Here is a 24,831-nt window from a genome sequence, read left to right as displayed (position 1 = left end):
CTTCTCTTTGGTGACTTTCTCTTGGCGGCCCAAGAGAAAGTTACTGCGCCGCCGGGCGCACATCCCGGCTCCCGCCCGCAGCAAGGGCATGCAGCAACCACAACCAACGAAACAACGAAACAACGAAACAACGAAACAAAAAACCCTACGGCCTCCGACGACGAGAAGGAGGCTTCACATCCGGCCCCTTGATCAACGGATCCTCCAACACCTTCAACAAACACTCCCTCAACCACCGGTGCGCCGCATCCGCGCTGTACCGCGGATGCCAAGCCATCCGCGTCGTATCGCTCTGCAAGGCCAGCGGCAAGGCAAACACCTCCAGCCTGAGCGAGGCCGACATCCCCCGCGCCACCCGCTCCGGCACACAGGCCACCAGGTCCGAGCGCGCCGCAGCGATCAAGGCCGCAAAAGCACTGGGCACGCGCAAGGCCACCATGCGCTCCAACCCCAAAGCAGCCAGCGCATCGTCCAGCGTGCTCGGCTCCCCAGGCCGCAAGGTCACGCCCACATGGCGCACAGCGGCCAGGCGCGCCGGGGTCAGGGGCTTGGCGAGCAAGGGATGGCCGGCCCGCGCAGCACCCACCAGTGGCTGCTGCGACAACGCCTGCCACTCCACCTCGGGATCGCGGCTGCGGAACACGCCCACGTCCAGGTCCACCCGGCCCTCGCGCAAGGCCGCGGGGTCGCTGTGGCTCTCCGCCAGAAACTGCAGGCTGGCCAACGGCATCTCCTGCGCAAGCGCCTGCGACAGCGCAGCGCCGTAGACCACCGCCATGCCCTCGGGCGCGCGCACTACGAAATGCCGGCGCACCTGCGTCAGGCCACCCGGCCCCTCACCCGGCGACTGCAGCGCCCGGGCCTGCGCCAGCAGCTGGCGCACGGGTTCGGCCAGCGCCAGGGCGCGCGGCGTGGGCACCAGCTGGCGGCCCGCGCGCACCAGGATGGCGTCGCCGAACACCTCGCGGATGCGCGCCAGCGCATGGCTCATGGCGGGGGTAGACAGGTGCACGCGCTCGGCCGCCGCCGTCACGCTGCCGGTGGCCAGCAAGGCATCGAGCGCGACCAGCAGGTTGAGGTCGTAGGTTTTCATACGGTGCAACTGTATGTTCAGATCATTGCACTGTACACAACCATCACCAGCCGGGACACTGCCGGCCATGACGACCTCGACGACACCATCCCCCACACGCCGCAGCATCGCGCTCACCATGGCCGCGCTGATGCTCATGCTGGTGCTGGCCGCGCTGGACCAGACCATTCTGTCCACCGCCCTTCCCTCCATCGCACGCGACCTGCCAGGCGCGCTGCCGCCGGCCTGGACCTTCTCGGCCTACCTGCTCGCGGCCACGGTAGTGATTGCGCTGTACGGCCGCCTGGCCGATGTGTACGGTCGCAAGCCCATGCTGCTGCTGTCCATCGGCCTGTTCCTCGCTGGCTCGCTGGCCTGCGCGCTCAGCCAGAGCATGCTGCAGCTGGTGCTGGCGCGCGCGCTGCAAGGCGCAGGCGGCGGCGGGCTGATGACGCTGACCATGCTGACCGTAGCCTCCCTGTTCCCGCTGCAGGAGCGCGGGCGCTACCAGTCGCTGCTGGGCGCGGTGTATGGCGTGGCCACCATGTTCGGCCCGCTCACGGGCGGCTGGCTCACCGAGCACCTGTCGTGGCACTGGGCCTTTGGCCTGAACGTGCCCCTGGCCTTGCTGGCCTTTGCCGTGCTTGCCCGGACCCTGCCGCACCAGGCCACCGGTCCGCGCACGCCCATCGACCACCTGGGCGCGCTGCTGCTTACCGGCGCGCTGTGCAGCGCGCTGTTGATGACGCAGCACGAGCGCCTGCACCTGCCTGCCTGGCTGTCTGCCGCCGTGCTGGGCACGGCCTGCGTGCTGTGCGCCGCTGCCTTTGTGCTGCGCCAGCGCCGGGCTGCGCACCCGCTGGTGCCGCTGTCGCTGTTTGGCCAGCCGGTTTATGCGGCGGCCTCCACCATCGGCCTGGTGACCGGGGTGGCGCTGTATGCGGCCGTGGTCTTCATGCCGGCCTACCTGCAGACGGCCCTGCACCTGGCGCCCACCACGGCCGCCTGGCACCTGCTGCCGCTGATGGCCGGGGTGACGGCTGCCGCCATTGCCAGCGGGCGCCTGCTGCGGGCCCGCGTTCCGGCCCGCAACATGGGCATGCTGGCAAGCGCCTTCGTGGTACTGGGCTTTGCTGCACTGGCCGCAGGCATGCAGTGGGCGCCCACCCAGCCGCTGGTGCTGTCGGCCTGCCTGCTGCCGCTGGGCCTGGGCATCGGCGTGCTGTTTCCCATCATCACCATGGTGTCGCAGCGCGCATCGCCCCCACAGCTCATGGGCATTGCCACGGCGGTGCCGGTGATGCTGCGCAGCCTGGGCGGCGCGGTGGGCGTGGCCCTGCTGACCACGCTGTTTGCCGAGGTGATGCACACGCTGGTGGCTGGTCACCCTGCTGCCGTCGCCGAGGCCGGCCCGCATGCGCTGCAGGCAGTGTGGGTCTGCGCTGCGGCGGTAGGCCTGCTGGGCGTGGCGGCATGCCGCTGGCTGCCGGATGCGCCGATGGTGATGGAACAGCCCGGGCAGGCGGCCACCGGTGCCGCCGCAGGAGTCCGCGCAGCGGCGACCTGACTGGGGGTCAGACGGAGCGCATCAGGCCGCCATCGACGCGCAGGTTCTGGCCGGCGATGTAAGCCCCGCCCTCCGACGCCAGGAAGGCGATGGTCGCCGCGATTTCGCTGCTCTTGCCATAGCGCCCCAGGGGCACGGTCTCGCGCCGCGCCTCGGTCTCGGGCAGGCTGTCGATCCAGCCCGGCAGCACATTGTTCATGCGGATGTTGTCCTTGGCGTAACTGTCGGTGAACAGCTTGGTGAAGGCCGCCAGCCCGGCGCGGAACACGGCCGAGGTCGGGAACATCGCGCTCGGCTCGAAGGCCCAGGCAGTGGAGATGTTGATGATGCTGCCCCCGCCCTGCTTCTGCATGTGCGGCACGACCAGGCGCGTGGGGCGGACCACGTTGAGCAGGTACACGTCCATGCCGGAGTGCCACTGCTCGTCCGTCAGGTCCAGCACCGGGGCGCGCGGGCCATGGCCGGCGCTGTTGACCAGCACGTCCACCCGGCCCCAGCGGGCCACGGCCTGGTCCACCAGCCGGGCGAGGTCGTCCACCGACTGGTTGGAGCCGGTCACGCCCAGGCCGCCCAGTTCGGCAGCCAGTGCCTCGCCCTTGCCCGACGAGGACAGGATGCCCACGCGGTAGCCATCGGCCGCCAGCTTGCGCGCGGCGGCCGCGCCCATGCCGCTGCCGCCGGCGGTGATGAGGGCGACTTTTTCTTCTGTCATACGGATGCTCCTGAGAATCTTGGATCAAAGAATAGCACCCGTGGTACGCCGCAGGGTGTAGCCGCCTGGGCATTTGCCTGCAGATTGCCTACACCGTGAAAGACCCGTTTGCGCCCCGCCTTCGGGGCATGCACAAGCTTCGCTCAGTGCGACGCCTGCGCCAGCGCCACGGCATCCGCCCCGGCGGGAAAGCGCAGTTGCGCTCCCGGCTGCGTGGCGGCGCCCCACACGGCCTCGGCCACGTCCGCCTCGGTGGTCACGGCACCGATCTGCGCGAAGGATGCGAACACGCTCTGCGCATAGGGTGCGTAGGCCTCGGGGATCAGGCCCTGCATGCGCTCGCTGCCATTGGCCGTGAAGCGAGTGGACGGCGCATAGCCCGGCTGCACCAGCTTCACACGCACGTTGAAGGCATCCAGCTCGTGGGCCAGCGAGGCCGTGAAGCCCTCGATGGCCGTCTTGCTCGCGGTGTACACCGCCACCAGCGGCATGGGCGCCAGGGTGGCGCTGGAGGTGACGTTGATGAGGGTGCCCGCGCGGCGCGCACGCATCTGCGGCAGCACGGCCTGCGCCATGGCCATCACGCCGAAGGTGTTGGTCTCGAACAGCTCGCGCGTGGTCGCCATGGGCGTGGCCTCGAAGGCGCCGAGCAGGCCGATGCCGGCGTTGTTCACCAGCACGTCGATGGGCCCGGCCTCGGCCAGCACGGCGGCAATGCTCTCGGCGCGGGTCACATCGAGCGGCAGCACGCGCATGCGCCCGCCTGTGGGCAGCAGGTCGGTGCGCGGGCTGCGCATGGTGGCGATCACGTTCCAGCCCTGGGCATGGAAGTGGCGCGCGGTTTCCAGGCCGTAGCCCGAAGAGCAGCCGGTGATGAGAACAGTCTTGGTGGTCATGGTGATTTCCTTGAAGAAACGAAGAGTGGGGTTGACAAGGCCTCAACGATAGGGATCAATGGCCGGACCATCCACAATCAAAAATCCTGTTTTTGTTTGCAATCGTCCAGCCATGAACGATCCCCTCGCCGAAGTCATTGCCCTCCTGCAACCGCGCACCGTGTTCTCCAAGGGCATCAACGGCGCCGGCCGCTGGGCCGTGCGCTATGCCGATTTCGGGCACCCGAGCTTCTGCGCGGTGCTGGAGGGCCGCTGCCAGCTGGCGGTGGATGGGCAGGACGCCATCGCCCTGGCGGCCGGTGACTTCGTGCTGCTGCCGGCCACGCCGGGGTTCACCATGTCCGGGGCCGAACCAGCAGCACCCCGCTACATCGACCCGCAGACGGCGCCCGCCCCCACCACCGAGGTGCGCCATGGCGAGCAGGACGGCCCGCCCGACGTGCGCCTGCTGGGTGGCTACTTCGTGTTCGGCTCGCCCGATGCGGCCCTGCTGGTTTCGCTGCTGCCGGCCCTGATGCACGTGCGCGGCGTCGAGCACCTGCAGGCGCTGGTGCAATTGGTCAGCCAAGAATCGGCGGCGGACCGCCCGGGCCGCGACCTGGTGCTGTCGCGCCTGGTGGAGCTGCTGCTGATCGAGTCCCTGCGCTCGACCTCATCGGGCGAGGACGCGCCCCCTGGCCTCCTGCGCGGCCTGGCCGATGCGCGCATCGGCGAAGCCATGCGCCACATGCACGCCAGCCCCTCACGCCCCTGGACCATGGCGCAACTGGCGAACACGGCGGCGCTCTCGCGCTCGGCCTTCTACGAACGCTTTGCCCGCGCCGTGGGCATGCCGCCCATGGAGTACCTGCTGGCCTGGCGCATGGCGCTGGCCAAGGGCCTGCTGCGCGATCAGGGCCTGGCGATTGCCGAGGTGGCCGATCGCGTGGGCTATGGTTCGGCCAGCACGTTCAGCACCGCGTTCAGCCGGCATGTGGGGCAGGCGCCAGGACGGTATGCGCGGGCGGGCTGAGGCTGTGCGGCGCTGCGCTGTCCTGCAGTGCGCCCACGGGCCCGGCGAGCATCGAAACCGCCATGGCCAGCGCGCACAGCAGCAGGAGCAGCAAGAACCGCCTCGCGTCGCCTGAAAGCGCCAGGAGGTGTCGTTGCAGGCGGGGCAGCATGCGCCGCAGGATCTGGAATGCATTCATGGCAATGCAGGCATGCTGTGGGGCCCCGACGATCCTGTCTGTCCCCAGAACTAGTGACATGGCACCGTTTCCAGCGCCCGCACAGTGGCTGTGTGGACGCCGCCTTCGCCGCTTCTCGGCGCAAAGCCGCGTCGTATCGCTGCACGCTACTCCAGGTAGCGGCCCACGACCCGCGCGCATGAAAACCCCGCATGTGCGCAGAAAATCACCGATGCTCCCGCTTGCTGCCACCGTGCAGCACGCTGACCAGCCCCGACGACACCCGCCAACGACTGCCGCCCGCAAATGCCCCACATGATTCACCCGGACCGCTCTGCCCCGCTTTCCTACCTCTGGACCACCCTTGCCTACGTCGTGGGGTCGCAATGGGTCCACTGGGGCTGGAGCCGCATCGCAAGCAAGGCGACGGGGCAGGAGACGTTCATCCTCATGCTGCTCAGCATCCTGGGCTGGCCGATCGCCGTGGTCATCGCAGGCTCCATCCTCGTGGTGGTGTTCAAGCACACCCCGGGCGCAGCGCGCGCTGCCATCACGCTAGGTCTGGTCGGATTGGGGCTGGCCGTTTTTGGCGTGCCTACACCCTGGAACCTGGCGTTCACCATCGGTGTCGGTGCCATCGCTTTCGTACAGACCCGGCGTGAGGAACAGGACGCCAACGATCTGGAGAAGCTCTGACATGGCCGCCAAGGAATCCCCGCCACCAGGCCTGCTCGCATCGTTCGACAACCCGCTGTGGGACCGCGTGAAGCTGGACGACCCGCGGCCGCTGTGGATCGTGCGCAGCAGCCACCGCGGCTACGAATGGATGGCCATCGAGCTGCAGCACAGCCCGGTGGGCATGTTCAGCGACAGTTCATCGAAGATCGACACCACCACCGTGTTCGTCCTGCGGTTGCCGGAACCATCGGCGGACTGGTACCTGCCCGCAAGCCACATCGCCCCGCACCGCCAGTTCAGCGTGGACGAGCGCTGCCTGTACCTGGCAAGCTTTGGCCACAGCCCCCGCGTGCGCGACTGGCCGCGCTGGCTGGACATGGCGGCCGATGCGGCCGATGGCCTGGTACGCAACCGGGGCCGCAAGGGCCATCCACCGCGTCCCCCGGGCAGCCTGACGGAGGCCGAAAAGGACGAGGCCTCATGGAACCCGCACGACGGCCAGTGGGTGCTGCTCTGGATGGTGCTCACCGTGCCCCTGGCCTTTCTGCTGGCCGCACTGGTGATCGGCTTTTACAGCGAATGGGCGAACACTGGCGCAATCACCCATTGCGACAAGGCAACCCACGTGGGCTACCAGCTGCAGGGCTGGAAGGCCATGGCCTACCTGGGGCTGTTCATCGTGCCCTTCCTGGGCTGGGGCCGCCTGTTGCACACGGTATCGACCCGCATGCACAGGCCCGGCTTCGTGCTGCGCCTGAACCTGGAGGGCATTGCACTGGCGGCGCTGTCGATGCTGGTCCTGGTGCTGCAGCAGACGCTGACCGGCTGGGCCCGGGGCGCCTGCTGACACAACCAGGCAGCAGGCCGTGGCAGGATGTGCGACACCATCCACCACTGCCTTCGCCGACACCATGCCCACCACCGCCCGCGTTGCCCAGTTGCTCGAAGACATTCGCGCCCACGATGCAGACCGCTACACCCTGGTCCAGACCCTGCGTGAAGCGGTGCTGGCACTCGGTGCATCCGTGACCGAGGAAGTGAAGTACGGCGGCATCCTGTTCAGTGCCGCGAGGCCCTTCTGCGGCATCTTCTCGTACACCAAGCACATCTCGCTGGAGTTCAGCGAAGGCGCCGCGCTGCCCGACCGGCATGGGGTGCTGGAGGGCGCAGGCAAAGGGCGCCGCCACATCAAGCTGGCCACGGTGCAGGACTTGGCGGCAAAGCATGTGGCCGAGTACCTGAAGCACGCATTCCAGGCCGCGGCATGAGCCATTGAACTTCAGGGCTTGCCGGCGTTCACCACCAGCACCTCGTGCACGGCCGTGGCCGCATTGCCGCCCGTGCGCAGGCCGCCGCCGAACACATGGATGCGGTTGCCGAGGGTGGCCGCACCCAGGCCATGGCGTGGCGTGGGCAGCGGCGGCAGGGCAGACCAGCGGTCGGTGGCGGGGTCATACACCCAGCTGTCGGCGAACACCTTCTGCTCGGGCACCCACTGCTCGCCACCGAAGACGTAGAGCCTGCCATCGGCCACCGTGGCGGCCAGGCCGCCCTGGGCCTGGGGCATGGCGGCGCGCGTGGCCCAGGTGTCGGTGGCGGGGTCGTAGACCTCCAGCGTGGGCACGTTCACCTGGCGCGCCGTGCCATCGGGGTTCTTGCCGTACTGGCGCCCGCCGACCACATAGACCTTGCCGCCGATGACGCCGAAGGCCGCACTGTTGCGCGCCGTGGGCGCAGGTGCGCGCGCCGACCACTGGGCGCGCACGGGGTCGAACACCTCGTTGAGCGTGCTGTCCACATGGTCATCGAAGTGGCTGGCCGTGGGCGTGGCCCGCACGCGTCCACCGATGAGGAAAAGCTTGCCATCCACCGCGGCGGCAATGCCCTCGGCACGCGGCGTGGCCAGGTCGGTGCCCGCGCGCCAGGCGTTGCGCACGGGGTCGTAGATGAACATGCTGGGCTGCGCCTGCCAGACCGGGAACCCGCCTGTGAAGCCGCCCACACCATAGAGCTGGCCGCCGAGGGCCGTAAGCGTCATGTGGTGGCGCGCCTGCGGCAGCGTGGCCAAGCGCGTCCATGCGTCGGTGGCCGGGTCGTACGCTTCGAAATGGGCCGAGTAGCCGGTGTTGGGGCTGAGCAGGCCACCCGCCACGTAGATCTTGCCGTTCAGCACCTCGGGGTACAGCTCCTGGCGCGCCACGCCGGCCGGGGCTGCGGTGGTCCAGGTGGCTGAGGGTGTGCCCTGGGTCCATCCCAGGGATGGCAGCGCCAGCAGGCCGGCAAGGACTGCGGCATGGGCGGCGCGCAGTGGCAATCGGGCAAAAATCGGCATGCTCAGGGCTCCTCGTTGAATCGTTGGCGCGACTGTAAAAGTGCCCACCATCAAGCGATAGCCCCATAATCATTCACAAACAATGAACCCGGGCTACGCAATGGACCGCATTCCCCTGGCTGACCTCGACGTCTTCGCCGCCGTGGCCCGGCACGGCAGCTTTCGCCGTGCGGCGCTGGAGCGGGGCGTGACGCCCTCGCTGCTGAGCCAGAACCTGCGCCGGCTGGAGGCGCAACTGGGCGTGGTGCTGCTCAAGCGCACCACGCGCAGCGTGGCACCCAGCGATGCGGGCAAGGAGCTGTTCGCCCATTTGGAACCGGCCCTGGCGCAGATCGCCGACGCGGTGGATCGGCTCAACCGCTACCGCGACATGCCCTTCGGCACGCTGCGCCTGAATGCACCCGGCCCCATTGCGCACTTCGTGCTGGCGCCGCTGGTGGCGCGCTTCCAGCAGGCGTATCCGGACATCGGGGTGGATATCAGCGCCGATGCGGCCATGACCGACATCGTCAAAGGCGGCTTCGATGCGGGCGTGCGCTTTGCCGACGACCTGGCGCAGGACGCGGTGGCCGTACCCATCGGCCCGCCGCAGCGCTATGCGGTGGTGGGCTCGCCGGCGTACTTCGCCGCCCATGGGCGGCCCGCCACGCCGCACGACCTGACCACCCACCGCTGCATACGGCGGCGCTTTCCGGGCGGCACGCTGTTCACCTGGCACTTCGCGCGCGATGGCGAAAGCGCCAGCGTGGTGCCGCGCGGCCCGCTCACGGTGAACGATGCGCACATCGCCCTGAACGCCGCGCTGCACGGCGCGGGCCTGGCCTATGTGCACGAAAGCTATGTGCAGGCCGACGAGGCCTCCGGCCGGCTGGAGCGCGTGCTGGCCGACTGGGCACCCGGCCTGGGCGTGCCCTACCTGTACTACCCGCAGCAGCGCTACGTGCCCGTGCCGCTGCGCAGCTTCATCGACTTTGCGCGGCAGCACCCCGTGGAGCTGGTGACACCATGATCGAACGCTCCATCCACAAAGGAGGGCCTCTCTCGATCATCGTGCCAAGCAACATCGCCCTAAGCGCTCAGAAGGTGTGAATGGGCCCGGCGTGTCCGAGCAGGCCGCCACAACGCGTGCGATCTAGGCGCAAAGCACAGCCATAGCTCGGGCTATGGCGAGCATTTGCAACGACGAGCGCGCGTGTTTTGGCGGGATGAGCGGGCATGGCGGGCTCTTTCACACCTTCTTAGGCGAACAGCCCCTTGTGCTGATCGCGCAGCAGGTTCTTCTGCACCTTGCCCATGGTGTTGCGCGGCAGTTCGTCGGCCACGAAACAGCGCTTGGGGATCTTGAAGTTGGCCAGCTGCGACTTGAGCGATGCCACGATGGCCTCGCCGTCAAGCTTGGCGCCGGGCTTGGCGATGACCACGGCCACGCCCACCTCGCCGAAGTCCGGGTGGGGCACGCCCACCAGGGCGCTTTCGGCCACGCCGGGCATGTCGTTGATGTAGCCCTCGATCTCGGCCGGGTAGACGTTGTAGCCGCCGCTGATGATCAGGTCCTTGCTGCGGCCCACGATGCTCACGTAATCGCGCTCGTCCACCTTGCCCACGTCGCCGGTCTTGAACCAGCCGTCCGCAGTGAACTCCTCGGCCGTCTTCTCGGGCATGCGCCAGTAGCCCTTGAACACATTGGGGCCCCGCACCTGTATGTTGCCGATCTCGCCCACGGGCAGCGGCTTGTTCGCATCGTCCACCACGCGCAGGCCCACGCCCGGCAGCGGGAAGCCCACGGTGGCGCCGCGCCGCTCGGTCTGGCCGGCGTGGCGCTGGTCGGCCGCATAGGGGTTGGAGGTGAGCATGATGGTCTCGCTCATGCCGTAGCGCTCCAGGATGGTGTGGCCCGTGCGCTGCTGCCATTCGTTGAAGGTCTCGATCAACAGGGGCGCGGAGCCCGCGACGAACAGGCGCATGTTCTTCGCTGTCTCCTTGGTCAGGCCGGCCTCGCCCAGCAGGCGCACATAGAGCGTGGGCACGCCCATGAAGACCGTGGCGCGCGGCATGGCGGCGAGCACGGCCTTGGGGTCGAACTTGCTGAACCAGATCATCTTGCTGCCGTTGATCAGCGCGCCGTGGATGGCCACGAACAGGCCGTGCACGTGGAAGATGGGCAGTGCGTGGATGAGCACATCGCCAGTTTTCCAGCCCCAGTAGTCCTTGAGCACCTCGGCGTTCGACAGCAGGTTGCCGTGCGTGAGCATGGCGCCCTTGCTGCGGCCCGTGGTGCCACTGGTGTAGAGGATGGCGGCCAGATCGTCGGCCTTGCGCTGCACGGGCATGTGCTCGTCGCCATGGTGCGCGGCGCGTTCGAGCAGGCTGCCCGTGCGGTCGTCGCCCAGGGTGAAGACATGCTGCGTGCCCTGGGTGAAGGCAATCTTGCTCACCCAGCCGAAGTTGCCGGGCGTACAGACCACCACGGCGGGCTCGGCATTGCCGATGAAGTACTCGATCTCGGCGCTCTGGTAGGCCGTGTTGAGCGGCAGGAACACATAGCCCGCGCGCAGGGTGGCCAGGTACAGCAACAGCGCTTCGACCGATTTCTCGACCTGCACGGCCACGCGGCTGCCCTCGGGCAGCTTGAGCGAGGCCAGCAGGTTGGCCATGCGCGCGCTGGCGCGGTCCAGGTCGCTCCATGAATAGAGCAGCGGCCGGCCATCGGCGGTGGATGTCTCCACGGCCGTGCTGGCCAGATCGGCGGGGAAGGCAGCGCGCAGGGCGCTGAACAGATTTTGCTGAGAGGTGGAACTCATGGTGCGGTCATCCGTGTGTGCAACAAAGCAAAGCGGCGGTTCATTCAAAACGCCGGGGGGCGTTTTTGGAGGAAGGCGGTGATGCCCTCGCGGTGCTCGGCGCTGTCCGCGTAGGCATAGGGGTCGGGAGCGTTCTCTGCAGGCGACACGCTCTTGAGCGCGCGCAGCGTCTGCTTGTTCAGGCGCGCCGCGCCGGGTGCCAGTGCGGCGATGCGGCAGGCGCTGGCCAGGGCTTCGGCACGGGCTTCCTCGGCGCTGCCAGCCACCACGCGGCTCAGAAAGCCGCGCGTGAACATCTCATCCGCGCTGAAGGTCGCGGCCTCCAGCAGCATCTGGCGTGCGGTGACCTCGCCCACGGCACCGGCCACGAGCTGTGCCTCGCGCGGCGCCATGGGAAATCCCAGGCGCGCGATGGGCGCGCCGAAGCGCGCCCCTGCATGGGCCACACGCACATCGCAGCAGCTGGCGATCTCCACGCCCGCGCCCATGCAGGCGCCAGCGATGTGTGCCACGATGGGCACGTCGCAGTCGAGCATCGCCGACAGCCCGCCCCAGACATCGCCCTCGTGGAATTCACGCAGCGCCGCCGCATCGAAGCGGAAGGCCGGGTACTCCGAGATATCGCCGCCGGCGCAGAAAGCCGTGCCATCGCCCTCGATCAGCACGCAGCGCGCGTCGTGGCTGCGCTGGATGTCCTTGAACACCGCGCGCAGCTGCTGCCACATGGCACGCGACATGGCATTGAGCCGGCCCGTGTGGCGCAGCGTGACCTGCACCACGCCGGCTTCGCCGGCCGCCCCGGGGGCGCGCGCCACGACCACCTCGGCCCTTGCGGGTACTGATGCTGCCTGCATGTCGCCTTTCTACGTTCGCCGTCAGTCGAGCTTGGCGCCGGACGCCTTGACCACGGCGGCCCAGCGCTTGACCTCGCTGCTCACCATGGCGCCGAACTGCTGCTGCGTCAGCGTGCCGTACTCGGCACCGTTGCTGGCCCAGATGGTCTTGATCTCGTCGGCCGTGCCGATGCGCTTGACCTCCTCGACAATGCGCGCCTGGATGTCGGCCGGCGTGCCCTTGGGCGCCCACAGGCCGTACCAGGTGGTCACGGTGTAGTCGGGCAGGCCCACTTCGGCGGCGCAGGGCACATCGGGGAAGGCCGGGTTGCGCTTGCTGCCCGAGACCATCAGCGCCTTGATGCGGCCACCCTTGATGTGTGCGGCCGACGAGCCCAGGCCGTCGAACATCATGTCCACGTTGCCCGCGATCAGATCCTGCAGGGCCGGGCCTGCGCCGCGGTAGGGGATGTGGGTGATGAAGGTACTGGTCTGCTGCTTGAACAGCTCGCCCGCCAAGTGGTGCGAGGTGCCGGCGCCGGCCGAACCGTAGTTGAGCTTGGCGGGGTTGCGCTTGACGAAATCGAGGAACTGCTGGAAGTTGGCCACCGGCACGGCCTTGGGGTTGACCACCACCACCTGCGGCACGTTGGCCATCAGGGCCAGGGGGATGAAGTCCTTCTCGATGTCGTAGTCGAGCTTGGGGTACATCGATGGGGCGATGGCGTGGTGCACCGCACCCATGAACAGGGTGTAGCCATCGGGCGCGCCCTTGGCCGCGAAGCTGGCGCCCACGGTACCGCCGGCACCGCCCCGGTTGTCGATGACGAGGGTCTTGCCCGTGGTCTTGGAGAACTGTGCCGACATGGGGCGGGCAAAGGCATCGGTGCCCCCGCCTGCCGGGAACGGCACCACCAGGGTCACCGGCTTGCTCGGCCATGCCGAGGCCTGGGCCCAGCTGCTGCCACAGGCCAGAGCGGCTGCCGCAGCGGCGGCACCGCGCAGCACGTCGCGGCGCTGCAGGTCGTTGTCTTTCATCTTGTCTCCTGTCTTATAAAAATAGAAATGAAATGAAACCACTTACCAACACAAACAAGAGGCGCATCGTAGCGCCGGCTCACTGCACGGATTGTGTCTGCGTGCATATCCGCGACAGGGGTTATCCCTTGCCGCGCACAGGCCTCCGACACGCCCGCAACTCCCACATCCTTCCAGAAAAATTCAACCCGAACCGGCCATGCGCGCCGACTCCGACCGTGCTCAGCGGCAAAGGCTTTCGATGTCCCCCGACGCGGGTATCTTGCCTTGCGCCAACAGGCCGCGGTGCTTGTCGATGCGCTTCAAGTCATACAGGTAGTTGACCATCAGACCGTACGACTGCTTGAGGCCCTTGGTGGAGGGATCGCCGCCCCAGTTCAGCCGCTCCACGCGCGCGCCGTTGCCCAGGTGGAAGCGGGCCACCGGGTCCACGGGCTTGCCCTCGGCCAACTCGCGCGCCAGGTAGTGCGCCGCGCATTCGAGCAGCATCTGCCGCACGGGCGAGCGGGGCTCCAGGTCCAGTGGCTTTTCCAGCGCGGTGAGCAGGTGCGCGGCCTGTGGCGGCTCGAAGCCCACGGCGCGGCCCAGCTCGGCGCGGCGCTTGTCGTCCAGCTTTTCCAGCATGGCAGCGGCGTGCTTGCCCAGCCAGCTGCGAAAACCGGGGATGGGCGAGAGCGTGGCAAAGGTGCGCAGGCGCGGGAATTCCGCGTTCAGCGTCTCGACCACATGCTTGATCAGCGAATCGCCAAAGCTCACGCCGCGCAGCCCGTTCTGCGTGTTGCTGATGGAATAGAAGATCGCCGTGGTGGCGCGCGCCAGGTCGGCCGGCGCGGCCGCCTCGTCGAGCAGCGGAGTGATGCTGGCCGAGATATGGTCCACCAGCGCCACCTCCACGAAGATCAGCGGCTCGTTGGGCAGGCGCGGGTGGAAGAAGCCATAGCAGCGGCGGTCGCTGTCCAGCCGGTTCTTCACATCGGCCCAGCTGCGGATGTCGTGCACCGCCTCGTACTTGATGAGTTTTTCGATCAGCGAAGCCGGCGAGTCCCACGACAGGCGGCGCAGCTCCAGGAAAGCCACGTCGAACCAGGTGGTGAACAGATGCTCCAGTTCGGCATCGAGCGCCAGCAGGCGCTTGTCGGCCTTGAGCAGGGGCAGCAGCTCGGCGCGCATGTCCACCAGAAAGCGCATGCCTTCGGGGAACACCGCAAAGCGCTGCAGCAGCCGCGTGCGCGGCGACACCAGGGCGCGGCGCAGGCTGATCTCGGCCTGGCCTTCCTCGGCCGTGCCGGCAGCCGCCTCATAGCGCTGGCGCGCCGACTTGAAGCGCGTGGCGTCGGGTGCGAACTGCTCGCACAGCAGCAGCCACATGTCGCGACGCTCCTCGGGCTCGGCCGTGGCATACCAATCGGCCACGCCCTGGGCACGGCGCCCGCCTTCAATCTCGCTCACCTGCGGCGCCACCACCTCCTGCAGGTCCGCCAGCAGCCGGCGCAGGGCGCGCGGCGACAGGGCCTCCTGCCCGCGGCGCAGCGTGGCGGCCAGGCGCTCGTTGGTGGAGCGCGGCGCGGCCACCTTGGCCACGACGTCGGTCACGTTGGTTTTGTCGGCCGCAGCGCGCGCGGGCTTGGCGTCGCCGGCAGGCTTGTCTGCCACAGGGGCCGTGGAACGCAGGCGCGACACACTGCGGGCAATCCATTCGGGGGCGGTGTTCATGTTCATCGTGTCAACCTCGATTGCTGTGTTCGGGCCACGTCGCGCAGGGCCTCGCGCTGGCGCAGCAGATGGGTGCGCATGGCCTCCTCTGCGGCATCGCAGTCCTGGGCCTTCAGGGCGGCAAACACCGCCAGGTGCTCGGCCAGGCTCTGCTGCAGGCGGCCGGGCGCATGCAACTGCTGCAGGCGCGCCAGGCGCAGGATCTTGCGCAGGTCGCCGATCACCTGGGCCAGCCAGCGGTTGTCGGCCAGGGTGATGAAGGCCTCGTGGATGGCGTGGTTGGCGGCGTAGTATTCGGGGATGCGGCCGGCCGCGGCATGCGCCTGCAGGCGCTGGTGCAGCACCTCCAGCGCCGCCACGTCGGCCGCACTGGCGCGGCTGGTGGCCTCGTGCGCGGCACGGCCTTCGAGCAGTGCGATCACGGGAAAGATCTCGTCCAGGTCCTTGGCCGTGACCTCGGCCACGAAGCAACCGCGGCGCGGCTCGTGGCGCAGCAGCCCTTCGGCCACCAGCACCTTGAGCGCCTCGCGCAGCGGCGTGCGCGAAATCTCCAGCCGCTCGCACAGCGCCACCTCGTCCAGGAAGCTGCCTGGCGCCAGCGTTCCGGCAAAGATCTCCTCCCGCAGCCGAGAGGCGACTTCGTCGTGCAGGGAATTGGATACCAGGCGCATGTGCAGGTGAACTCCGGGCGATCAGCCGCCAGCCCCTACCCCGGGAAACCAGCTTTTGCCGCCAACGTGCCTTCAAATGATGGCAAACGCAGGCTTTGCTCTCGCATGGGTGTAATTTCTCATAATTATGGAAAATGACAAGGGGGAAAACGTGATTTTTGGTAAGGCAGGGGAAAATGGGCAGGAATGAGGCGGCAGAGCAACAGCCAAGGGGCTCCATGGAGGGCCAGGGCGAGACTGGCAGGCCGCGCGACTGATGGGCATCAATCCGCCTCTGCCCAGACCAAACCACCAACCAGCTGCTCTGCCAATATGCTGGCCGCAGCGGCCAGCAAGCGTGCGCCTTTTTCCGGCGTGGCGAGCTGCGGCGCCCCCACGACACCGCTGCACGACCAATGCAGCATGCCGCGCCAGCGGTAGATGCCGCCTGTCAGGGTGAATCCGGTGGCGGGCGCCTGCACGCTGCGCGCGGCGGCGGTGTCCACCAGGTCCGGGCGCAGGTGCATCACCATGGAGGTCTCCGCCTCGCACGCATGCAGCAGGTTGGGCTGGCCTTCCAGGATGCTGGCAAAGGCCTCTGCGGCCACCACCCAGTAGGTGGCGGTGGCCACGGGCACCGCCAGTTCGCAGGTCAGCAGGTCCACGACCAGATTCAAGGCGGCAATGTTGCCGCCATGGCCGTTGAGCAGCAGGATGCGCCGGTAGCCCTGGCGCTGCAGCGAGCGCACGATGCAGCGCAGGAAGGCCAGCAGGGTGTCGAAGTCCAGCGTCAGGCTGCCAGCATGGTCCATGTGGTGCTCAGCCAGCGACACCCACAGCGTGGGCAGCACCAGCGTGGGCACCTCGGCCGCCGCCAGCGCGGCGGCGCGCTCTGCCACCGCGGTCACGAGCAGGCTGTCCACCTCCACCGGCAGATGGGGGCCGTGCTGCTCCGTGGAGCCGATGGGCACGATGACCACGGTGGAGGCGGCGCGCTCGCGGTCGAACGCATCGGTGCGCAGTTGGGCCCACTGTGTCGGCGCAGGCACCGGGTTGTGCAGCGCGCTCATTGCGGCTGGTAGGCCACGGCCTTGATGAGCTGCGCGATGGTGGCGCGCGAGGCCTCGTAGCGCCGGGCCAGGTCGGCGGCCGATCCCTTCTGCGGCTGCAGCGCATACGACAACAGGCGCTCGGCCACCTCGGGCATGGCCAGTACGCGCTGGACGGCCGCGTTGATCCGCTCCACCTGCGCATCGGCCATGCCCGCGGGGGCATACACGGCCAGGAAGTCCGAGGCCCCCAGTTCCGCGTAGCCCAGGTCGGCAAACGAGGGCACCCCGGGCAGCCGCGGCGTGGACTGGGTCACGGCCACCACGGCCAGCCGGCCGGCCTGGGTGTGCTGCAGCACATCGCCCACCGGCAGCACGGCGGCGGGGACCTGGCCACCCAGCAGGTCCTGCACGGCAGGCGCCGTGCCCTTGTAGGCCACGGCCTGGATGTCGGCCTTGGCCAGCTGGGCCAGGCGGTTGACGACGAATTCCGGCGCGCTGCCGGGTGCCGGCACCGCCACGTTGCGCGCCCCCGGCGTGCGCGCCAGGTAGGCCAAGAGCTCCTTCATGCTGCGCGCCTGGGCCTGGGGATGCACGGCCAGGGCCAGCTCGAAGCCGGCGAACGGGCTCACGGGGCGCAGGTCGGCCCGGGTGTCGAAGCCCGGCGCCTTGAGGATCTGGGGCACCGTCACCACCGTGTGGCCGTTGGTGAAGAACAGCACCGAGCCGTTGGCCGGCGCGCTCTTGACATAGCGCGCCGCGATCTGCCCGCCCGCGCCGGCCCGGTTTTCCACGATGACCGGCTGGCCCAGCAGCGCGGGCAGCTTCTCGGCCAGGATGCGCGCGCCGATGTCGGCCGTGCCCCCGGCCGGGTACCCCACCACCAGGGTGATCGGCCCCTTGTATTCCTGGGCCAGCGCAGCCCCGGCCCCCACCATGGCACAGACCGCAATGGCCGTGCGCAACCATCCCACCACCCGACGAAACACTGGCATAAAAAGCTCCTTGACAGCATGGACAACCATGGACGGGAGCTTAGGCAGCCCGCCAGCCTGCGATGGCACGATGCGGCAACGCAGGCCGGATTCCGGCAGGGTACTTTGCCGTTCAGCGTGCCACAGGTGGCGTGGCCGTCCAGCCATTGCGCCGGGCCACGCGCTCGGCCGCCGCCATGCGCGCGGCGGTCGATGCGGACAGGCGCCCGCGCACACGCGCCACCAGGTCCGCTGGTGCCGTGGCGGGCGAGCCGGTGCTGAACGGCGGCTCTGGCGCGTACTCCATGCCCAACTGCATGGCCTGGGCCAGCCCGGCGCCTTGCAGTTCGGCCGCCACCGTGAGGCCGAAGTCGATGCCCGCCGTCACCCCGCCACCGGTGATGCGGTTGCGGTCCACCACCACGCGCTGGTCCACGGGGATGGCCTCGAAGTGCCGCAGCACCTCCATGGCCGCCCAGTGCGTGGCCGCGCGGTAGCCCCGCAGCAGGCCCGCCGCCCCCAGCACCAGGGCCCCCGTGCACACCGAGGTGACGTAGCGGGCCCGCGGCGCCCGCTCGGCGAAGAAGGACAGGGTTTCGTCGTCCTCCATCAGCGCATTGACGCCCGGCCCGCCGCCGATGAACAGCAGGTCCAGCGCGGGCGCATCGGCCATGCGCAGGCTGGGCAGCTCGCGAAAGCCGATGTCGGTGACCACCGGCGCCAGGTCCTTGGCCAGCACATGCACCTGGGTATCGGGCAGGCGCGCGAACACGTCGAGCGGGCCCGCGAAATCCAGGCTGGTCATGCCCGGAAAGACCACCATGCCGATCTGGAAGGCTGCGGCGCTCATGGCTGCGCTCCTTCGACCACGGCCACGCACTCGATCTCCAGCAGCATGCGCGGATCGGGCAGCGCGAGCACCACCGAGGTGGTGCGCGCCGGGTAGGGCCCTGCGCCCAGGGCCGCGGCATAGCGCAGGTTCATCTCGGCCACATCGCTGGCGCGGGTGAGCAGCACATTCACCTTGAGCAGCGATGCCAGTGAACTGCCGCCGCGCGCCAGCACCTCGCGCAACACCACCAGGGCCTGGTCGAACTGCTTGCCGAAATCACCTTCGTCGATGCTGCCGTCGTCGTGGTAGCCCGGGGTGCCGGAGACGAAGAGCAGACTGCCCATGCGCGTGGCTGCGGACAGGGGTGGCGTGGCAAAGCGCCCGCCAGGCGCAAGGTATTGGATGGTGGTGGTCATGGAAAAAGCCAAAGAGGTCGAGAGGGAGAAAGCAAGGCGGATGGCAGCTTCAGCCGCAGCGGGAATTCAGCCGCTGCGTTTCGGCCGGGGTTTCGCCGAACTGGCGCCGGTACTGCGCCGCCAGGTGGCCCGGGTGGGTGAAGCCCCAGCGCTGGGCCACATCGGCCACGCCATCGGCGCCCCGCAGCAGGTCGTGCCGCACGGCGGACAGCCGCGCCTCGCGCGCATAGGCGGCCGGCGTGGTCTGGCGAAAACGGCGAAAGCCGTCGAACAGCGCACGCACGCTCACACCGGCATGGCGGGCGATCTGCCCCGTGGTCAGTGGGTGGCGCAGGTGCGCGTGGATGAACTCCTCGGCCCGGCGCACGTGGCGCGGCGCAATGGCACGCGTTGGCCGCGCCAGCGCCTCACGGAAGTTGTGCGGCTGGGCCATGAGCAGCGTGGACAGCGCCATGCGCTCCATGGCCTCGACCGCGGGCGCCGGAAAATCCACGAGGGTGCTGCGCTGCATCACGTCGAGTGCTGCGGCCACCGGCTCCCAGGCGGCCCAGGCGGGCGATCCGCGGGCCATGGTGGGATCGAACTGCAGCCCGCATTCGGGCCGGTGGCCCAGCGCCTCTTCGAGGTGGGCCAGCAGGCGCGGCATGGCGATGCGCAGCACCAGCATCTCCAGCTCGGCGCTGCAGTAGACCTGGCCCACGCGCTGCACGTCGATCAGCGCGTAGTGGTCCGGGTCCATGGGCGTGTTGCTGCGCGGGTACGACACCCGGCCCGCGCCCCTGCGCGGCATCTGCAGCAGCAGCACGTCGGCCCGTTCCTCGGGCTGCACCATGGCCTGCGCGCCATAGGCCAGCGCACTCAGCGAGACATCGGGCGTGAGCGAGCGGATCGAGAACTGCAGGCGCATCTCGTGCCCCTGGGGCACGGTCACGCGGTGGCGCGACCACTCGCGATTGAGGATCTGCGCGCCCTCCGCCAAGGAACTGCTCTGGTAGGTGCGATGCTGCATGGACACTCCCGCGGTGCCGGGGCAGGCACGGCGCCCGCCCTGGTGATCGAAGGCATTCTAGGCAGCACCAGGCATCTGCGCAGCCGGCATGCGGTGTCCAAGGCCGGTTTTCGGCAACTCTGCGCGGTGCGCGCCCTGCACCGTTCTCAGCGTTCGATCACATCGTTGTTGTTGCCTTGGCGCGTGACCGGTACCTTCGAGCCTTTGGGTACGTACACGGTATTGCCGCTACCGTCGAGCTCGATGCGCTCGGGCGCAATGCCCCGGCCATCGTCCTGCACCTGCAGCACCAGTTGCGCACCGTGCGCAGGTCTGGGAACGCTTCTACCGCATCCCTGGCACCGGCCCGGGCCTGGCCATCGTGCACCGCGTGGTCCAGCGCATGGGCGGCACCCTGGGCTTGGCGAAGGACTGGGCGGGCGCGGCGTCGGCCTGCGCTGCCTGCTGCCGCGCTACGCCGGGCCTTCCCCGGTGGGGCGGGAAGATCCACGCTGAGCGTGGCCCAAGGTTCCAGCCCCCTCAACAATCCCCCGCGTTGCGCCGCGCCACCCAATACGTCGCCCCCTGCACCCCATACCGCTCCGCATGCGGCTCGTTGCGGTACAGCGCGAAGGTATCGCCGGGCACAAGGTGGCGCTCCTGCCCTGCGCAGGTGAGCCACATCTCGCCCTGCACCACGATGGCGCTCACGCCGAAGTCGTGGCGGTGCTCCGGGACCACCGCACCGGGCGCCCATTCGCGCACCAGCACCTCATCGAAGCCATCGGCCAGCGATCGGGCCTCGAACTGCTCGAAGCTGAGCTGCATGGCTGGCAAGGTGGAGGGAGTGGGTGGGGTGTCGCTCATCGGGCTATCTCCTGCGGGTGTCCGGGGCTGGCTGGATGACAGAATTCTAGGCAGGCGAGGTCCGGCGGACGCGTGGCCGCCGCGGTGCCGTGGCGGTAGCCGCAGCCACCGCCTTGTCGCCGTCCCCTGCTGCGATCAGTGCCTTCACCCGCGCCAGGTCGCGCGGCGTGGCGGGGGTGTAGACCACCATGCCCAGGTCGGTACGGCCATCGACGGCGAAGGCCGAATACTCCAGGTCGATGCGGCCGGCCACGGGGTGCACCACATGCTTGGGGTGCTCGCCGTAGCTGCTCCGCACATCGTTGCCGCGCCACAGCGCGCGGAATTCGGGGTCGAGTTCGCACAATTCGTCCACCATGGGCTGCACGCGCGCGGCGGCACCGGCCCGCGCCACGTCGGCACGGAAGGCGCCGACGATGAAGCGCGAGTCGCGCTCCCAGTTGGGCATCTTGCGGCGCAGCGAGGTGCTGCCGAAGACCACGCGCAGGATGTTGCGCTGCCCGGGTGGCAGCGCGCCGTAGTCGGTCAGCACGTGGGTGGATGCGTGGTTCCAGGCGACCACGTCCCAGCTCGAGGTCTTCACGTACGCAGGGCTGGTCTCCAGCGAATCGAGCACACGCTGCAGCCGGGGGGTCACGCCCTCGGTGTCCTGAAAGCGCACCTCGGGCGGGCGGCCCAGGGCCAGCAGGAAGATGTATTCGCGCTCGGCTTCGGTGAGCATCAGGGCATGGGCGATGCGCGCCAGCACCTCGGCCGAGGGCGCGCCGCCCCGGCCCTGTTCCAGCCAGGTGTACCAGGTGGCACTCACATGGGCGCGCTGGGCCACCTCTTCGCGGCGCAGTCCGGGAGTGCGCCGGCGCGCGAGCGGAAAGCCCAGCGCAGCGGGGTCGAGCCGGGTGCGGCGGTCGCGCAGGTAGTCGCCCAGCGCGTTGTCCTTGGTGTCTGGCATGAGAGGCGGCTTTCTTCCTGTTATCGCTTATACCCGTATAAGAACACTACTTTACCCGGATAAGGCCGGTGGCGACACTGCCCTCCTTTCAGAACGTGTTTACGTTTTTACACAGAAGAGGACACCACCATGCGAGTATTCGTAACCGGCGCGACCGGCTTTGTCGGCACGGCCGTAGTCAACGAGCTGATTGATGCCGGCCACAGCGTCCTGGGCCTGGCCCGCACGGACGAAGGCGCCGAGCGGCTGGCCGCCGTGGGCGCCGAAGCGCACCGCGGCTCCCTCGACGACCTCACCAGCCTGCGCCGTGGCATCGCCCATGCCGACGGCGTGATCCACACGGCCTTCAACCACGACTTTTCCACCTATGCCGCCAACTGCGAAGCCGACCGGCAGGTCATCGCCGCCATGGGCGCGGAGCTCAGGGGCAGCGACAGGCCCTTGCTCGTCACCACCGGCATGACGCTGCTGGGCAACCAGGGCGGCGTGGGCACCGAGGAAGACGCGCCCGTGCCCAGCAGCGCGGGCGTGCCGCGCAGCGCCTCGGAAGAGGCCGCAGCCGCGCTGGCGCAGCAGGGCGTGCATGCCTGCGTGGTGCGCCTGCCGCAGGTGCACGACCCGTTCAAGCAGGGACTCATCACCTACCTGATCGCGCTGGCGCGCGAAAAGGGCACGGTGGCCTATCTTGATGAAGGCGCCAACCGCTGGCCCGCCGTGCATGTGCTCGATGCCGCCTGCCTGTACCGGCTGGTGCTGGAGCAAGGCGTGCGTGGCGCGCGTTACCACGCGGTGGGCGAGCAGGGGGTGGCCTTGAAGGCGATTGCCGAGTCCATCGGCCGCGGACTGGACCTGCCCGTGCTGTCGGTGCCGGCCACCAGCGCACAGCAGCATTTCGGCTGGCTGGCCCGCTTTGCAGGCATGGACAGCCCGGCCTCCAGCGCGCTCACGCAGCAGCGGCTGGGTTGGCGGCCGGTGGAGGCCACGCTGATCGCGGACCTCGACCGCGCGCAGTTCTAAAACTCCGGCATTCATTCAGGCAACCCTCCCTACAATGGCCCAACACGAGGAGTTGACGAATGCCAGGAAGAACGCGCACACCCGTCCCCATGGACCGCCGCACCGCGCTGCTCGCGCTGGGCGCGGCCACCGCCCTTGCCGCCTGCGGCGGCGGCGGATCGTCCAGCGAGCCCCCGCCCGAGCCGGTCGGGCAGGTCTTCAGCTCCACAATCAAGTCGGAGTCGAACGGCGCCACGTACGCCATCCAGGTATACGTGCCCCAGTCGTACGCCACGGGCACCGCGGCGCTGCCGGTCATCTACGCGACCGAGGGGGACGCGCTGTACGGCTCGGGCACCACGCCCACGCGCTTCGACACCTTCAAGCAAGCCATGCAGACCCGGGGAACCCAGGCCATTCTGGTCGGCATCGGCGGCACGGTCACGCGTGGCACGGACTTCCTGCTGCCCGGCGCTACGCGCTACCTGAACTTCATCACCAAGGAGCTCGCGCCGGTGATCGAACGCCAGTACCGCGCCGACCCCAAGCGCCGGGCGCTCTCGGGCCTGTCGCATGGCGGCTACTTCGTGATAGCGGCCCTGGTGCTTGAAGGCCAGGCCGGTGCGCTGAGCTTCTCGCACTACCTCTCGACCGAAGCCAGCTACGGCGGCCATGGCAGCACGGCTGCCTTGCTCGCCTACGAAAGGCAGCTCGACGGCAAGCCCCTGCCCGCCACCCTGTTCCTGACCGGCGCGGGCACGGGTGCCAACAACGTAGGCATCATCAAGCCCCTGTACGAGCAGATGCGCGCGCAGAACAATCCAGGATTCACCCTGGTGAATGCAGACTACAACGCCAGCCATGTGGGCGCCGACCTGCCTGCTTTCGAGGATGCGCTCAAGCGCTTCTTTCCGTGATGGCGGCATGACCGTGCAACGCCTGCCCACCGGCGTGCGGATCGCCCTGGCAGGGGAAGCTAGCACTGCGCTGACCGACCTGCTCTGCGAGCTGAACGCCTACTATGCAGATGAAGGCATCTCCACCGCACCGCGCGAGGCAGTGCACGCCCACCTGCGCGACCATCTGCTGGCACCCGGCGCACCGTCGCGGCTGGTGGTGGCCAGCGATGCGGCAGGAACCGCGCTGGGCCTGGCAGCCATCGTGCTGCTCGATTCGCTGGTGGATCCGGCGCCCGGGCACCGCAGGCAGTGCATGGTCAAGGAACTGTTCGTGAGCGAAAGGTCGCGGGGCCAAGGCATCGGCCGGGCGTTGATGGCCTGGGTGGCAGGCTACGCAGCCGCCCAGGGCTGCGGCCGCATGGACTGGAACGTGATGGACTCCAACGCCCAGGGCATCGCCTTCTACGAAGGCATGGGTGCCCGACGGGTCTCCAGCCGCCTGAGCTACCGGCTCAACCGCGAGGCGATGGAGCGCCTGGCTGTACCCCAGGCGCCGCTGGCGACCAGCCCCCACCCAGCGCCCTGAACAGCCCGGCCAGCGCGATCTGCCGCTGGGTGCTGGTCTCTATGTACGGCAGTTGGCTGGCATAGGCCGAGCGCTGTGCCTCCAGGTCCTGCGCACCTCGGCCAGTTCCAGCCCGGCGCGGTTGCGCCCGCCGTCGAAGATCGGCAACGTGATCTGTGGTGCAAAAGACCAGGCGCCCTGCCCTGCGCGGAACAGGTTCGACAATTCATTGCTGGAGCTGCCCACCAGCCCCGTGAGCGTGATGCGGAAAGAACGCCGCCCGCGCCGCACCGATGTCGGCATGGCGTGCGCGCAACTGGTGCTCGGCGGCCACGATATCGGGCCGGCGGGCCGGCGGGCCAGCGGGTCCGAGGGCGCACCCGCAGCGATGTCCTGCACCAGCACGGGCGCAGCCTGCGCTGCCGAAGACAGGCCCAGGTCGACCGAGGCGCTGCCCGCCAGCAGGCGCAAGGCATTGGCGGCCTGCTGCAGCTCGCGCTGGTTGCGTTCCAGCTCGGCACGCGCCTGCTCGGCCAGGCCCAGCGCCTCCTGGTGGTCCAGCGCCGTGGCGGCCCCGCCTGCTGAACCCAAGCTCCACCTGAGGCGCTGCGTTCAAATCTGTTCATCTGCGCGAGCACCGGGCAGCGTTTCGCGGCATGACTCCGTGTGGTTGCTTCTGTTCTTTGTTGGAGTGCGGGAGCGGGGATGTGCGCCCGGGCTGTTCAGTGCTTGTTTGGCTGCATGCCTTTGTTGAAGGCGGAGGCCGGGTCTCGGCCCGGCGGCCGAGGTACCTTTCTTTGCGTCGCCAAAGAAAGGTACCCCAAAGAAAGGCGAC

At 68.8% G+C, this 24,831-nt stretch carries 27 protein-coding genes and 1 pseudogene; 9 read left to right on the top strand and 19 right to left on the bottom strand.

What is annotated here, in order from left to right:
- Positions 1 to 145 precede the first annotated feature (145 nt).
- The gene (locus tag AC07X5_RS32185; protein ID WP_494773474.1) at positions 146 to 1,093 is read right to left on the bottom strand and encodes a LysR family transcriptional regulator; all 948 of its coding nucleotides are present in this window, start codon (positions 1,091 to 1,093) and stop codon (positions 146 to 148) included.
- Positions 1,094 to 1,160: 67 nt separating this feature from the next.
- On the opposite strand from AC07X5_RS32185, the gene AC07X5_RS32180 reads away from it, so the two are divergent.
- Entirely contained in the window at positions 1,161 to 2,639 is a 1,479-nt protein-coding gene (locus AC07X5_RS32180; RefSeq protein ID WP_494773473.1) for an MFS transporter, read from the top strand.
- A 7-nt stretch (positions 2,640 to 2,646) separates the two neighbouring features.
- Here the strand turns inward: AC07X5_RS32180 and AC07X5_RS32175 are convergent, their stop codons facing one another.
- Together AC07X5_RS32175 and AC07X5_RS32170 are read right to left on the bottom strand one after the other, a co-directional pair.
- Positions 2,647 to 3,351 carry an SDR family oxidoreductase gene (locus tag AC07X5_RS32175; RefSeq protein ID WP_494773472.1) on the bottom strand — a complete coding sequence of 235 codons (705 nt, stop codon included), beginning with the start codon at positions 3,349 to 3,351 and terminating at the stop codon, positions 2,647 to 2,649.
- 143 nt (positions 3,352 to 3,494) lie between these two features.
- Complete coding sequence (locus AC07X5_RS32170; protein ID WP_494773471.1) at positions 3,495 to 4,247, bottom strand: SDR family oxidoreductase; 753 nt, start codon at positions 4,245 to 4,247, stop codon at positions 3,495 to 3,497.
- 112 nt (positions 4,248 to 4,359) lie between these two features.
- Here AC07X5_RS32170 and AC07X5_RS32165 point away from each other — a divergent pair, with 112 nt between their 5' ends.
- Complete coding sequence (locus AC07X5_RS32165) at positions 4,360 to 5,259, top strand: AraC family transcriptional regulator (RefSeq protein WP_494773470.1); 900 nt, start codon at positions 4,360 to 4,362, stop codon at positions 5,257 to 5,259.
- Here AC07X5_RS32165 and AC07X5_RS32160 read toward each other — a convergent pair.
- On the bottom strand, positions 5,210 to 5,437 hold the full coding sequence (locus AC07X5_RS32160; protein WP_494773469.1) for a hypothetical protein: 228 nt from the start codon (positions 5,435 to 5,437) through the stop codon (positions 5,210 to 5,212). The two genes, AC07X5_RS32165 and AC07X5_RS32160, sit on opposite strands and share 50 nt — an antisense overlap.
- A 285-nt stretch (positions 5,438 to 5,722) precedes the next feature.
- Here AC07X5_RS32160 and AC07X5_RS32155 point away from each other — a divergent pair, with 285 nt between their 5' ends.
- The 3 genes from AC07X5_RS32155 to AC07X5_RS32145 all read left to right on the top strand — a co-directional run bounded on the left by AC07X5_RS32155 (position 5,723) and on the right by AC07X5_RS32145 (position 7,362).
- Positions 5,723 to 6,112 carry a hypothetical protein gene (locus AC07X5_RS32155; protein WP_494773468.1) on the top strand — a complete coding sequence of 130 codons (390 nt, stop codon included), beginning with the start codon at positions 5,723 to 5,725 and terminating at the stop codon, positions 6,110 to 6,112.
- Position 6,113: 1 nt separating this feature from the next.
- Positions 6,114 to 6,941: a hypothetical protein gene (locus tag AC07X5_RS32150; protein WP_494773467.1), complete on the top strand. Its 828-nt coding sequence runs from the start codon at positions 6,114 to 6,116 to the stop codon at positions 6,939 to 6,941.
- Positions 6,942 to 7,005: 64 nt separating this feature from the next.
- A complete protein-coding gene (locus AC07X5_RS32145; protein WP_494773466.1) occupies positions 7,006 to 7,362 on the top strand; it encodes a DUF1801 domain-containing protein in 357 nt (118 codons plus the stop codon).
- Between the two features lie 11 nt (positions 7,363 to 7,373).
- On the opposite strand, the gene AC07X5_RS32140 is transcribed toward AC07X5_RS32145, so the two are convergent.
- Positions 7,374 to 8,426, bottom strand: coding sequence for a Kelch repeat-containing protein (locus tag AC07X5_RS32140; protein WP_494773465.1), 1,053 nt, complete (start codon positions 8,424 to 8,426; stop codon positions 7,374 to 7,376).
- A gap of 100 nt (positions 8,427 to 8,526) precedes the next feature.
- Between AC07X5_RS32140 and AC07X5_RS32135 the strand changes: the two genes are divergently transcribed.
- Positions 8,527 to 9,435 carry a LysR family transcriptional regulator gene (locus AC07X5_RS32135; protein WP_494773464.1) on the top strand — a complete coding sequence of 303 codons (909 nt, stop codon included), beginning with the start codon at positions 8,527 to 8,529 and terminating at the stop codon, positions 9,433 to 9,435.
- Positions 9,436 to 9,664: 229 nt separating this feature from the next.
- Here AC07X5_RS32135 and AC07X5_RS32130 read toward each other — a convergent pair whose 3' ends face one another.
- The 13 genes from AC07X5_RS32130 to AC07X5_RS32070 form a co-directional block, all read right to left on the bottom strand.
- Positions 9,665 to 11,227 (bottom strand): malonate--CoA ligase, encoded by a 1,563-nt coding sequence (locus AC07X5_RS32130; RefSeq protein ID WP_494773463.1) that lies wholly within the window; start codon positions 11,225 to 11,227, stop codon positions 9,665 to 9,667.
- Between the two features lie 44 nt (positions 11,228 to 11,271).
- A complete protein-coding gene (locus AC07X5_RS32125) occupies positions 11,272 to 12,081 on the bottom strand; it encodes an enoyl-CoA hydratase/isomerase family protein (RefSeq protein ID WP_494773462.1) in 810 nt (269 codons plus the stop codon).
- Between the two features lie 21 nt (positions 12,082 to 12,102).
- Entirely contained in the window at positions 12,103 to 13,098 is a 996-nt protein-coding gene (locus AC07X5_RS32120; protein ID WP_494773461.1) for a Bug family tripartite tricarboxylate transporter substrate binding protein, read from the bottom strand.
- Positions 13,099 to 13,320: 222 nt separating this feature from the next.
- Positions 13,321 to 14,811, bottom strand: a complete 1,491-nt coding sequence (locus tag AC07X5_RS32115; protein WP_494773475.1) for a malonyl-CoA decarboxylase — start codon at positions 14,809 to 14,811, stop codon at positions 13,321 to 13,323.
- Positions 14,812 to 14,813: 2 nt separating this feature from the next.
- Positions 14,814 to 15,482 carry a GntR family transcriptional regulator gene (locus AC07X5_RS32110; RefSeq protein WP_409957416.1) on the bottom strand — a complete coding sequence of 223 codons (669 nt, stop codon included), beginning with the start codon at positions 15,480 to 15,482 and terminating at the stop codon, positions 14,814 to 14,816.
- A 263-nt stretch (positions 15,483 to 15,745) separates the two neighbouring features.
- The gene (locus tag AC07X5_RS32105; RefSeq protein ID WP_494773460.1) at positions 15,746 to 16,531 is read right to left on the bottom strand and encodes a creatininase family protein; all 786 of its coding nucleotides are present in this window, start codon (positions 16,529 to 16,531) and stop codon (positions 15,746 to 15,748) included.
- The gene (locus AC07X5_RS32100) at positions 16,528 to 17,505 is read right to left on the bottom strand and encodes a tripartite tricarboxylate transporter substrate-binding protein (protein WP_494773459.1); all 978 of its coding nucleotides are present in this window, start codon (positions 17,503 to 17,505) and stop codon (positions 16,528 to 16,530) included. Before AC07X5_RS32100 ends, AC07X5_RS32105 begins: the two co-directional genes overlap by 4 nt.
- A 112-nt stretch (positions 17,506 to 17,617) precedes the next feature.
- On the bottom strand, positions 17,618 to 18,334 hold the full coding sequence (locus AC07X5_RS32095) for a DJ-1/PfpI family protein (RefSeq protein ID WP_494773458.1): 717 nt from the start codon (positions 18,332 to 18,334) through the stop codon (positions 17,618 to 17,620).
- The gene (locus AC07X5_RS32090) at positions 18,331 to 18,732 is read right to left on the bottom strand and encodes a RidA family protein (RefSeq protein ID WP_494773457.1); all 402 of its coding nucleotides are present in this window, start codon (positions 18,730 to 18,732) and stop codon (positions 18,331 to 18,333) included. The genes AC07X5_RS32095 and AC07X5_RS32090 overlap by 4 nt, the downstream gene beginning before the upstream one ends.
- A gap of 49 nt (positions 18,733 to 18,781) precedes the next feature.
- Positions 18,782 to 19,741 carry a helix-turn-helix transcriptional regulator gene (locus AC07X5_RS32085; protein ID WP_494773456.1) on the bottom strand — a complete coding sequence of 320 codons (960 nt, stop codon included), beginning with the start codon at positions 19,739 to 19,741 and terminating at the stop codon, positions 18,782 to 18,784.
- A 146-nt stretch (positions 19,742 to 19,887) separates the two neighbouring features.
- Positions 19,888 to 20,031, bottom strand: coding sequence for a hypothetical protein (locus AC07X5_RS32080; protein ID WP_494773455.1), 144 nt, complete (start codon positions 20,029 to 20,031; stop codon positions 19,888 to 19,890).
- Positions 20,032 to 20,260: 229 nt separating this feature from the next.
- Complete coding sequence (locus AC07X5_RS32075) at positions 20,261 to 20,587, bottom strand: cupin domain-containing protein (RefSeq protein ID WP_409959532.1); 327 nt, start codon at positions 20,585 to 20,587, stop codon at positions 20,261 to 20,263.
- A 46-nt stretch (positions 20,588 to 20,633) separates the two neighbouring features.
- Complete coding sequence (locus AC07X5_RS32070) at positions 20,634 to 21,536, bottom strand: helix-turn-helix transcriptional regulator (RefSeq protein ID WP_494773454.1); 903 nt, start codon at positions 21,534 to 21,536, stop codon at positions 20,634 to 20,636.
- 129 nt (positions 21,537 to 21,665) lie between these two features.
- Here AC07X5_RS32070 and AC07X5_RS32065 point away from each other — a divergent pair, with 129 nt between their 5' ends.
- From AC07X5_RS32065 to AC07X5_RS32055, 3 genes are all read left to right on the top strand, one after another.
- Positions 21,666 to 22,553 (top strand): SDR family oxidoreductase, encoded by an 888-nt coding sequence (locus tag AC07X5_RS32065; protein WP_494773453.1) that lies wholly within the window; start codon positions 21,666 to 21,668, stop codon positions 22,551 to 22,553.
- Between the two features lie 89 nt (positions 22,554 to 22,642).
- Positions 22,643 to 23,449 (top strand): alpha/beta hydrolase, encoded by an 807-nt coding sequence (locus tag AC07X5_RS32060; protein ID WP_494773452.1) that lies wholly within the window; start codon positions 22,643 to 22,645, stop codon positions 23,447 to 23,449.
- A gap of 7 nt (positions 23,450 to 23,456) precedes the next feature.
- Positions 23,457 to 24,017: a GNAT family N-acetyltransferase gene (locus AC07X5_RS32055; protein WP_494773451.1), complete on the top strand. Its 561-nt coding sequence runs from the start codon at positions 23,457 to 23,459 to the stop codon at positions 24,015 to 24,017.
- Here the strand turns inward: AC07X5_RS32055 and AC07X5_RS32050 are convergent.
- Positions 23,944 to 24,572, bottom strand: a pseudogene (locus AC07X5_RS32050) (TolC family protein); the annotation flags it as partial. The gene AC07X5_RS32055 and the pseudogene AC07X5_RS32050 overlap by 74 nt on opposite strands.
- Positions 24,573 to 24,831: the final 259 nt, after the last annotated feature.

Source organism: Acidovorax sp. GW458-11-26-14-TSB4 (assembly GCF_059423865.1).
The sequence above is the reverse complement of the archived record's forward strand: the minus strand, read 5'-3'. Positions and strand labels throughout refer to the sequence as shown.

Coding starts and splice junctions, on each gene's coding strand:
- AC07X5_RS32185 (WP_494773474.1), bottom strand. CDS start 1,093: ATGAAAACCTACGACCTCAACCTGCTGGTCGCGCTCGATGCCTTGCTG.
- AC07X5_RS32180 (WP_494773473.1), top strand. CDS start 1,161: ATGACGACCTCGACGACACCATCCCCCACACGCCGCAGCATCGCGCTC.
- AC07X5_RS32175 (WP_494773472.1), bottom strand. CDS start 3,351: ATGACAGAAGAAAAAGTCGCCCTCATCACCGCCGGCGGCAGCGGCATG.
- AC07X5_RS32170 (WP_494773471.1), bottom strand. CDS start 4,247: ATGACCACCAAGACTGTTCTCATCACCGGCTGCTCTTCGGGCTACGGC.
- AC07X5_RS32165 (WP_494773470.1), top strand. CDS start 4,360: ATGAACGATCCCCTCGCCGAAGTCATTGCCCTCCTGCAACCGCGCACC.
- AC07X5_RS32160 (WP_494773469.1), bottom strand. CDS start 5,437: ATGAATGCATTCCAGATCCTGCGGCGCATGCTGCCCCGCCTGCAACGA.
- AC07X5_RS32155 (WP_494773468.1), top strand. CDS start 5,723: ATGCCCCACATGATTCACCCGGACCGCTCTGCCCCGCTTTCCTACCTC.
- AC07X5_RS32150 (WP_494773467.1), top strand. CDS start 6,114: ATGGCCGCCAAGGAATCCCCGCCACCAGGCCTGCTCGCATCGTTCGAC.
- AC07X5_RS32145 (WP_494773466.1), top strand. CDS start 7,006: ATGCCCACCACCGCCCGCGTTGCCCAGTTGCTCGAAGACATTCGCGCC.
- AC07X5_RS32140 (WP_494773465.1), bottom strand. CDS start 8,426: ATGCCGATTTTTGCCCGATTGCCACTGCGCGCCGCCCATGCCGCAGTC.
- AC07X5_RS32135 (WP_494773464.1), top strand. CDS start 8,527: ATGGACCGCATTCCCCTGGCTGACCTCGACGTCTTCGCCGCCGTGGCC.
- AC07X5_RS32130 (WP_494773463.1), bottom strand. CDS start 11,227: ATGAGTTCCACCTCTCAGCAAAATCTGTTCAGCGCCCTGCGCGCTGCC.
- AC07X5_RS32125 (WP_494773462.1), bottom strand. CDS start 12,081: ATGCAGGCAGCATCAGTACCCGCAAGGGCCGAGGTGGTCGTGGCGCGC.
- AC07X5_RS32120 (WP_494773461.1), bottom strand. CDS start 13,098: ATGAAAGACAACGACCTGCAGCGCCGCGACGTGCTGCGCGGTGCCGCC.
- AC07X5_RS32115 (WP_494773475.1), bottom strand. CDS start 14,811: ATGAACACCGCCCCCGAATGGATTGCCCGCAGTGTGTCGCGCCTGCGT.
- AC07X5_RS32110 (WP_409957416.1), bottom strand. CDS start 15,482: ATGCGCCTGGTATCCAATTCCCTGCACGACGAAGTCGCCTCTCGGCTG.
- AC07X5_RS32105 (WP_494773460.1), bottom strand. CDS start 16,531: ATGAGCGCGCTGCACAACCCGGTGCCTGCGCCGACACAGTGGGCCCAA.
- AC07X5_RS32100 (WP_494773459.1), bottom strand. CDS start 17,505: ATGCCAGTGTTTCGTCGGGTGGTGGGATGGTTGCGCACGGCCATTGCG.
- AC07X5_RS32095 (WP_494773458.1), bottom strand. CDS start 18,334: ATGAGCGCCGCAGCCTTCCAGATCGGCATGGTGGTCTTTCCGGGCATG.
- AC07X5_RS32090 (WP_494773457.1), bottom strand. CDS start 18,732: ATGACCACCACCATCCAATACCTTGCGCCTGGCGGGCGCTTTGCCACG.
- AC07X5_RS32085 (WP_494773456.1), bottom strand. CDS start 19,741: ATGCAGCATCGCACCTACCAGAGCAGTTCCTTGGCGGAGGGCGCGCAG.
- AC07X5_RS32075 (WP_409959532.1), bottom strand. CDS start 20,587: ATGAGCGACACCCCACCCACTCCCTCCACCTTGCCAGCCATGCAGCTC.
- AC07X5_RS32070 (WP_494773454.1), bottom strand. CDS start 21,536: ATGCCAGACACCAAGGACAACGCGCTGGGCGACTACCTGCGCGACCGC.
- AC07X5_RS32065 (WP_494773453.1), top strand. CDS start 21,666: ATGCGAGTATTCGTAACCGGCGCGACCGGCTTTGTCGGCACGGCCGTA.
- AC07X5_RS32060 (WP_494773452.1), top strand. CDS start 22,643: ATGGACCGCCGCACCGCGCTGCTCGCGCTGGGCGCGGCCACCGCCCTT.
- AC07X5_RS32055 (WP_494773451.1), top strand. CDS start 23,457: ATGACCGTGCAACGCCTGCCCACCGGCGTGCGGATCGCCCTGGCAGGG.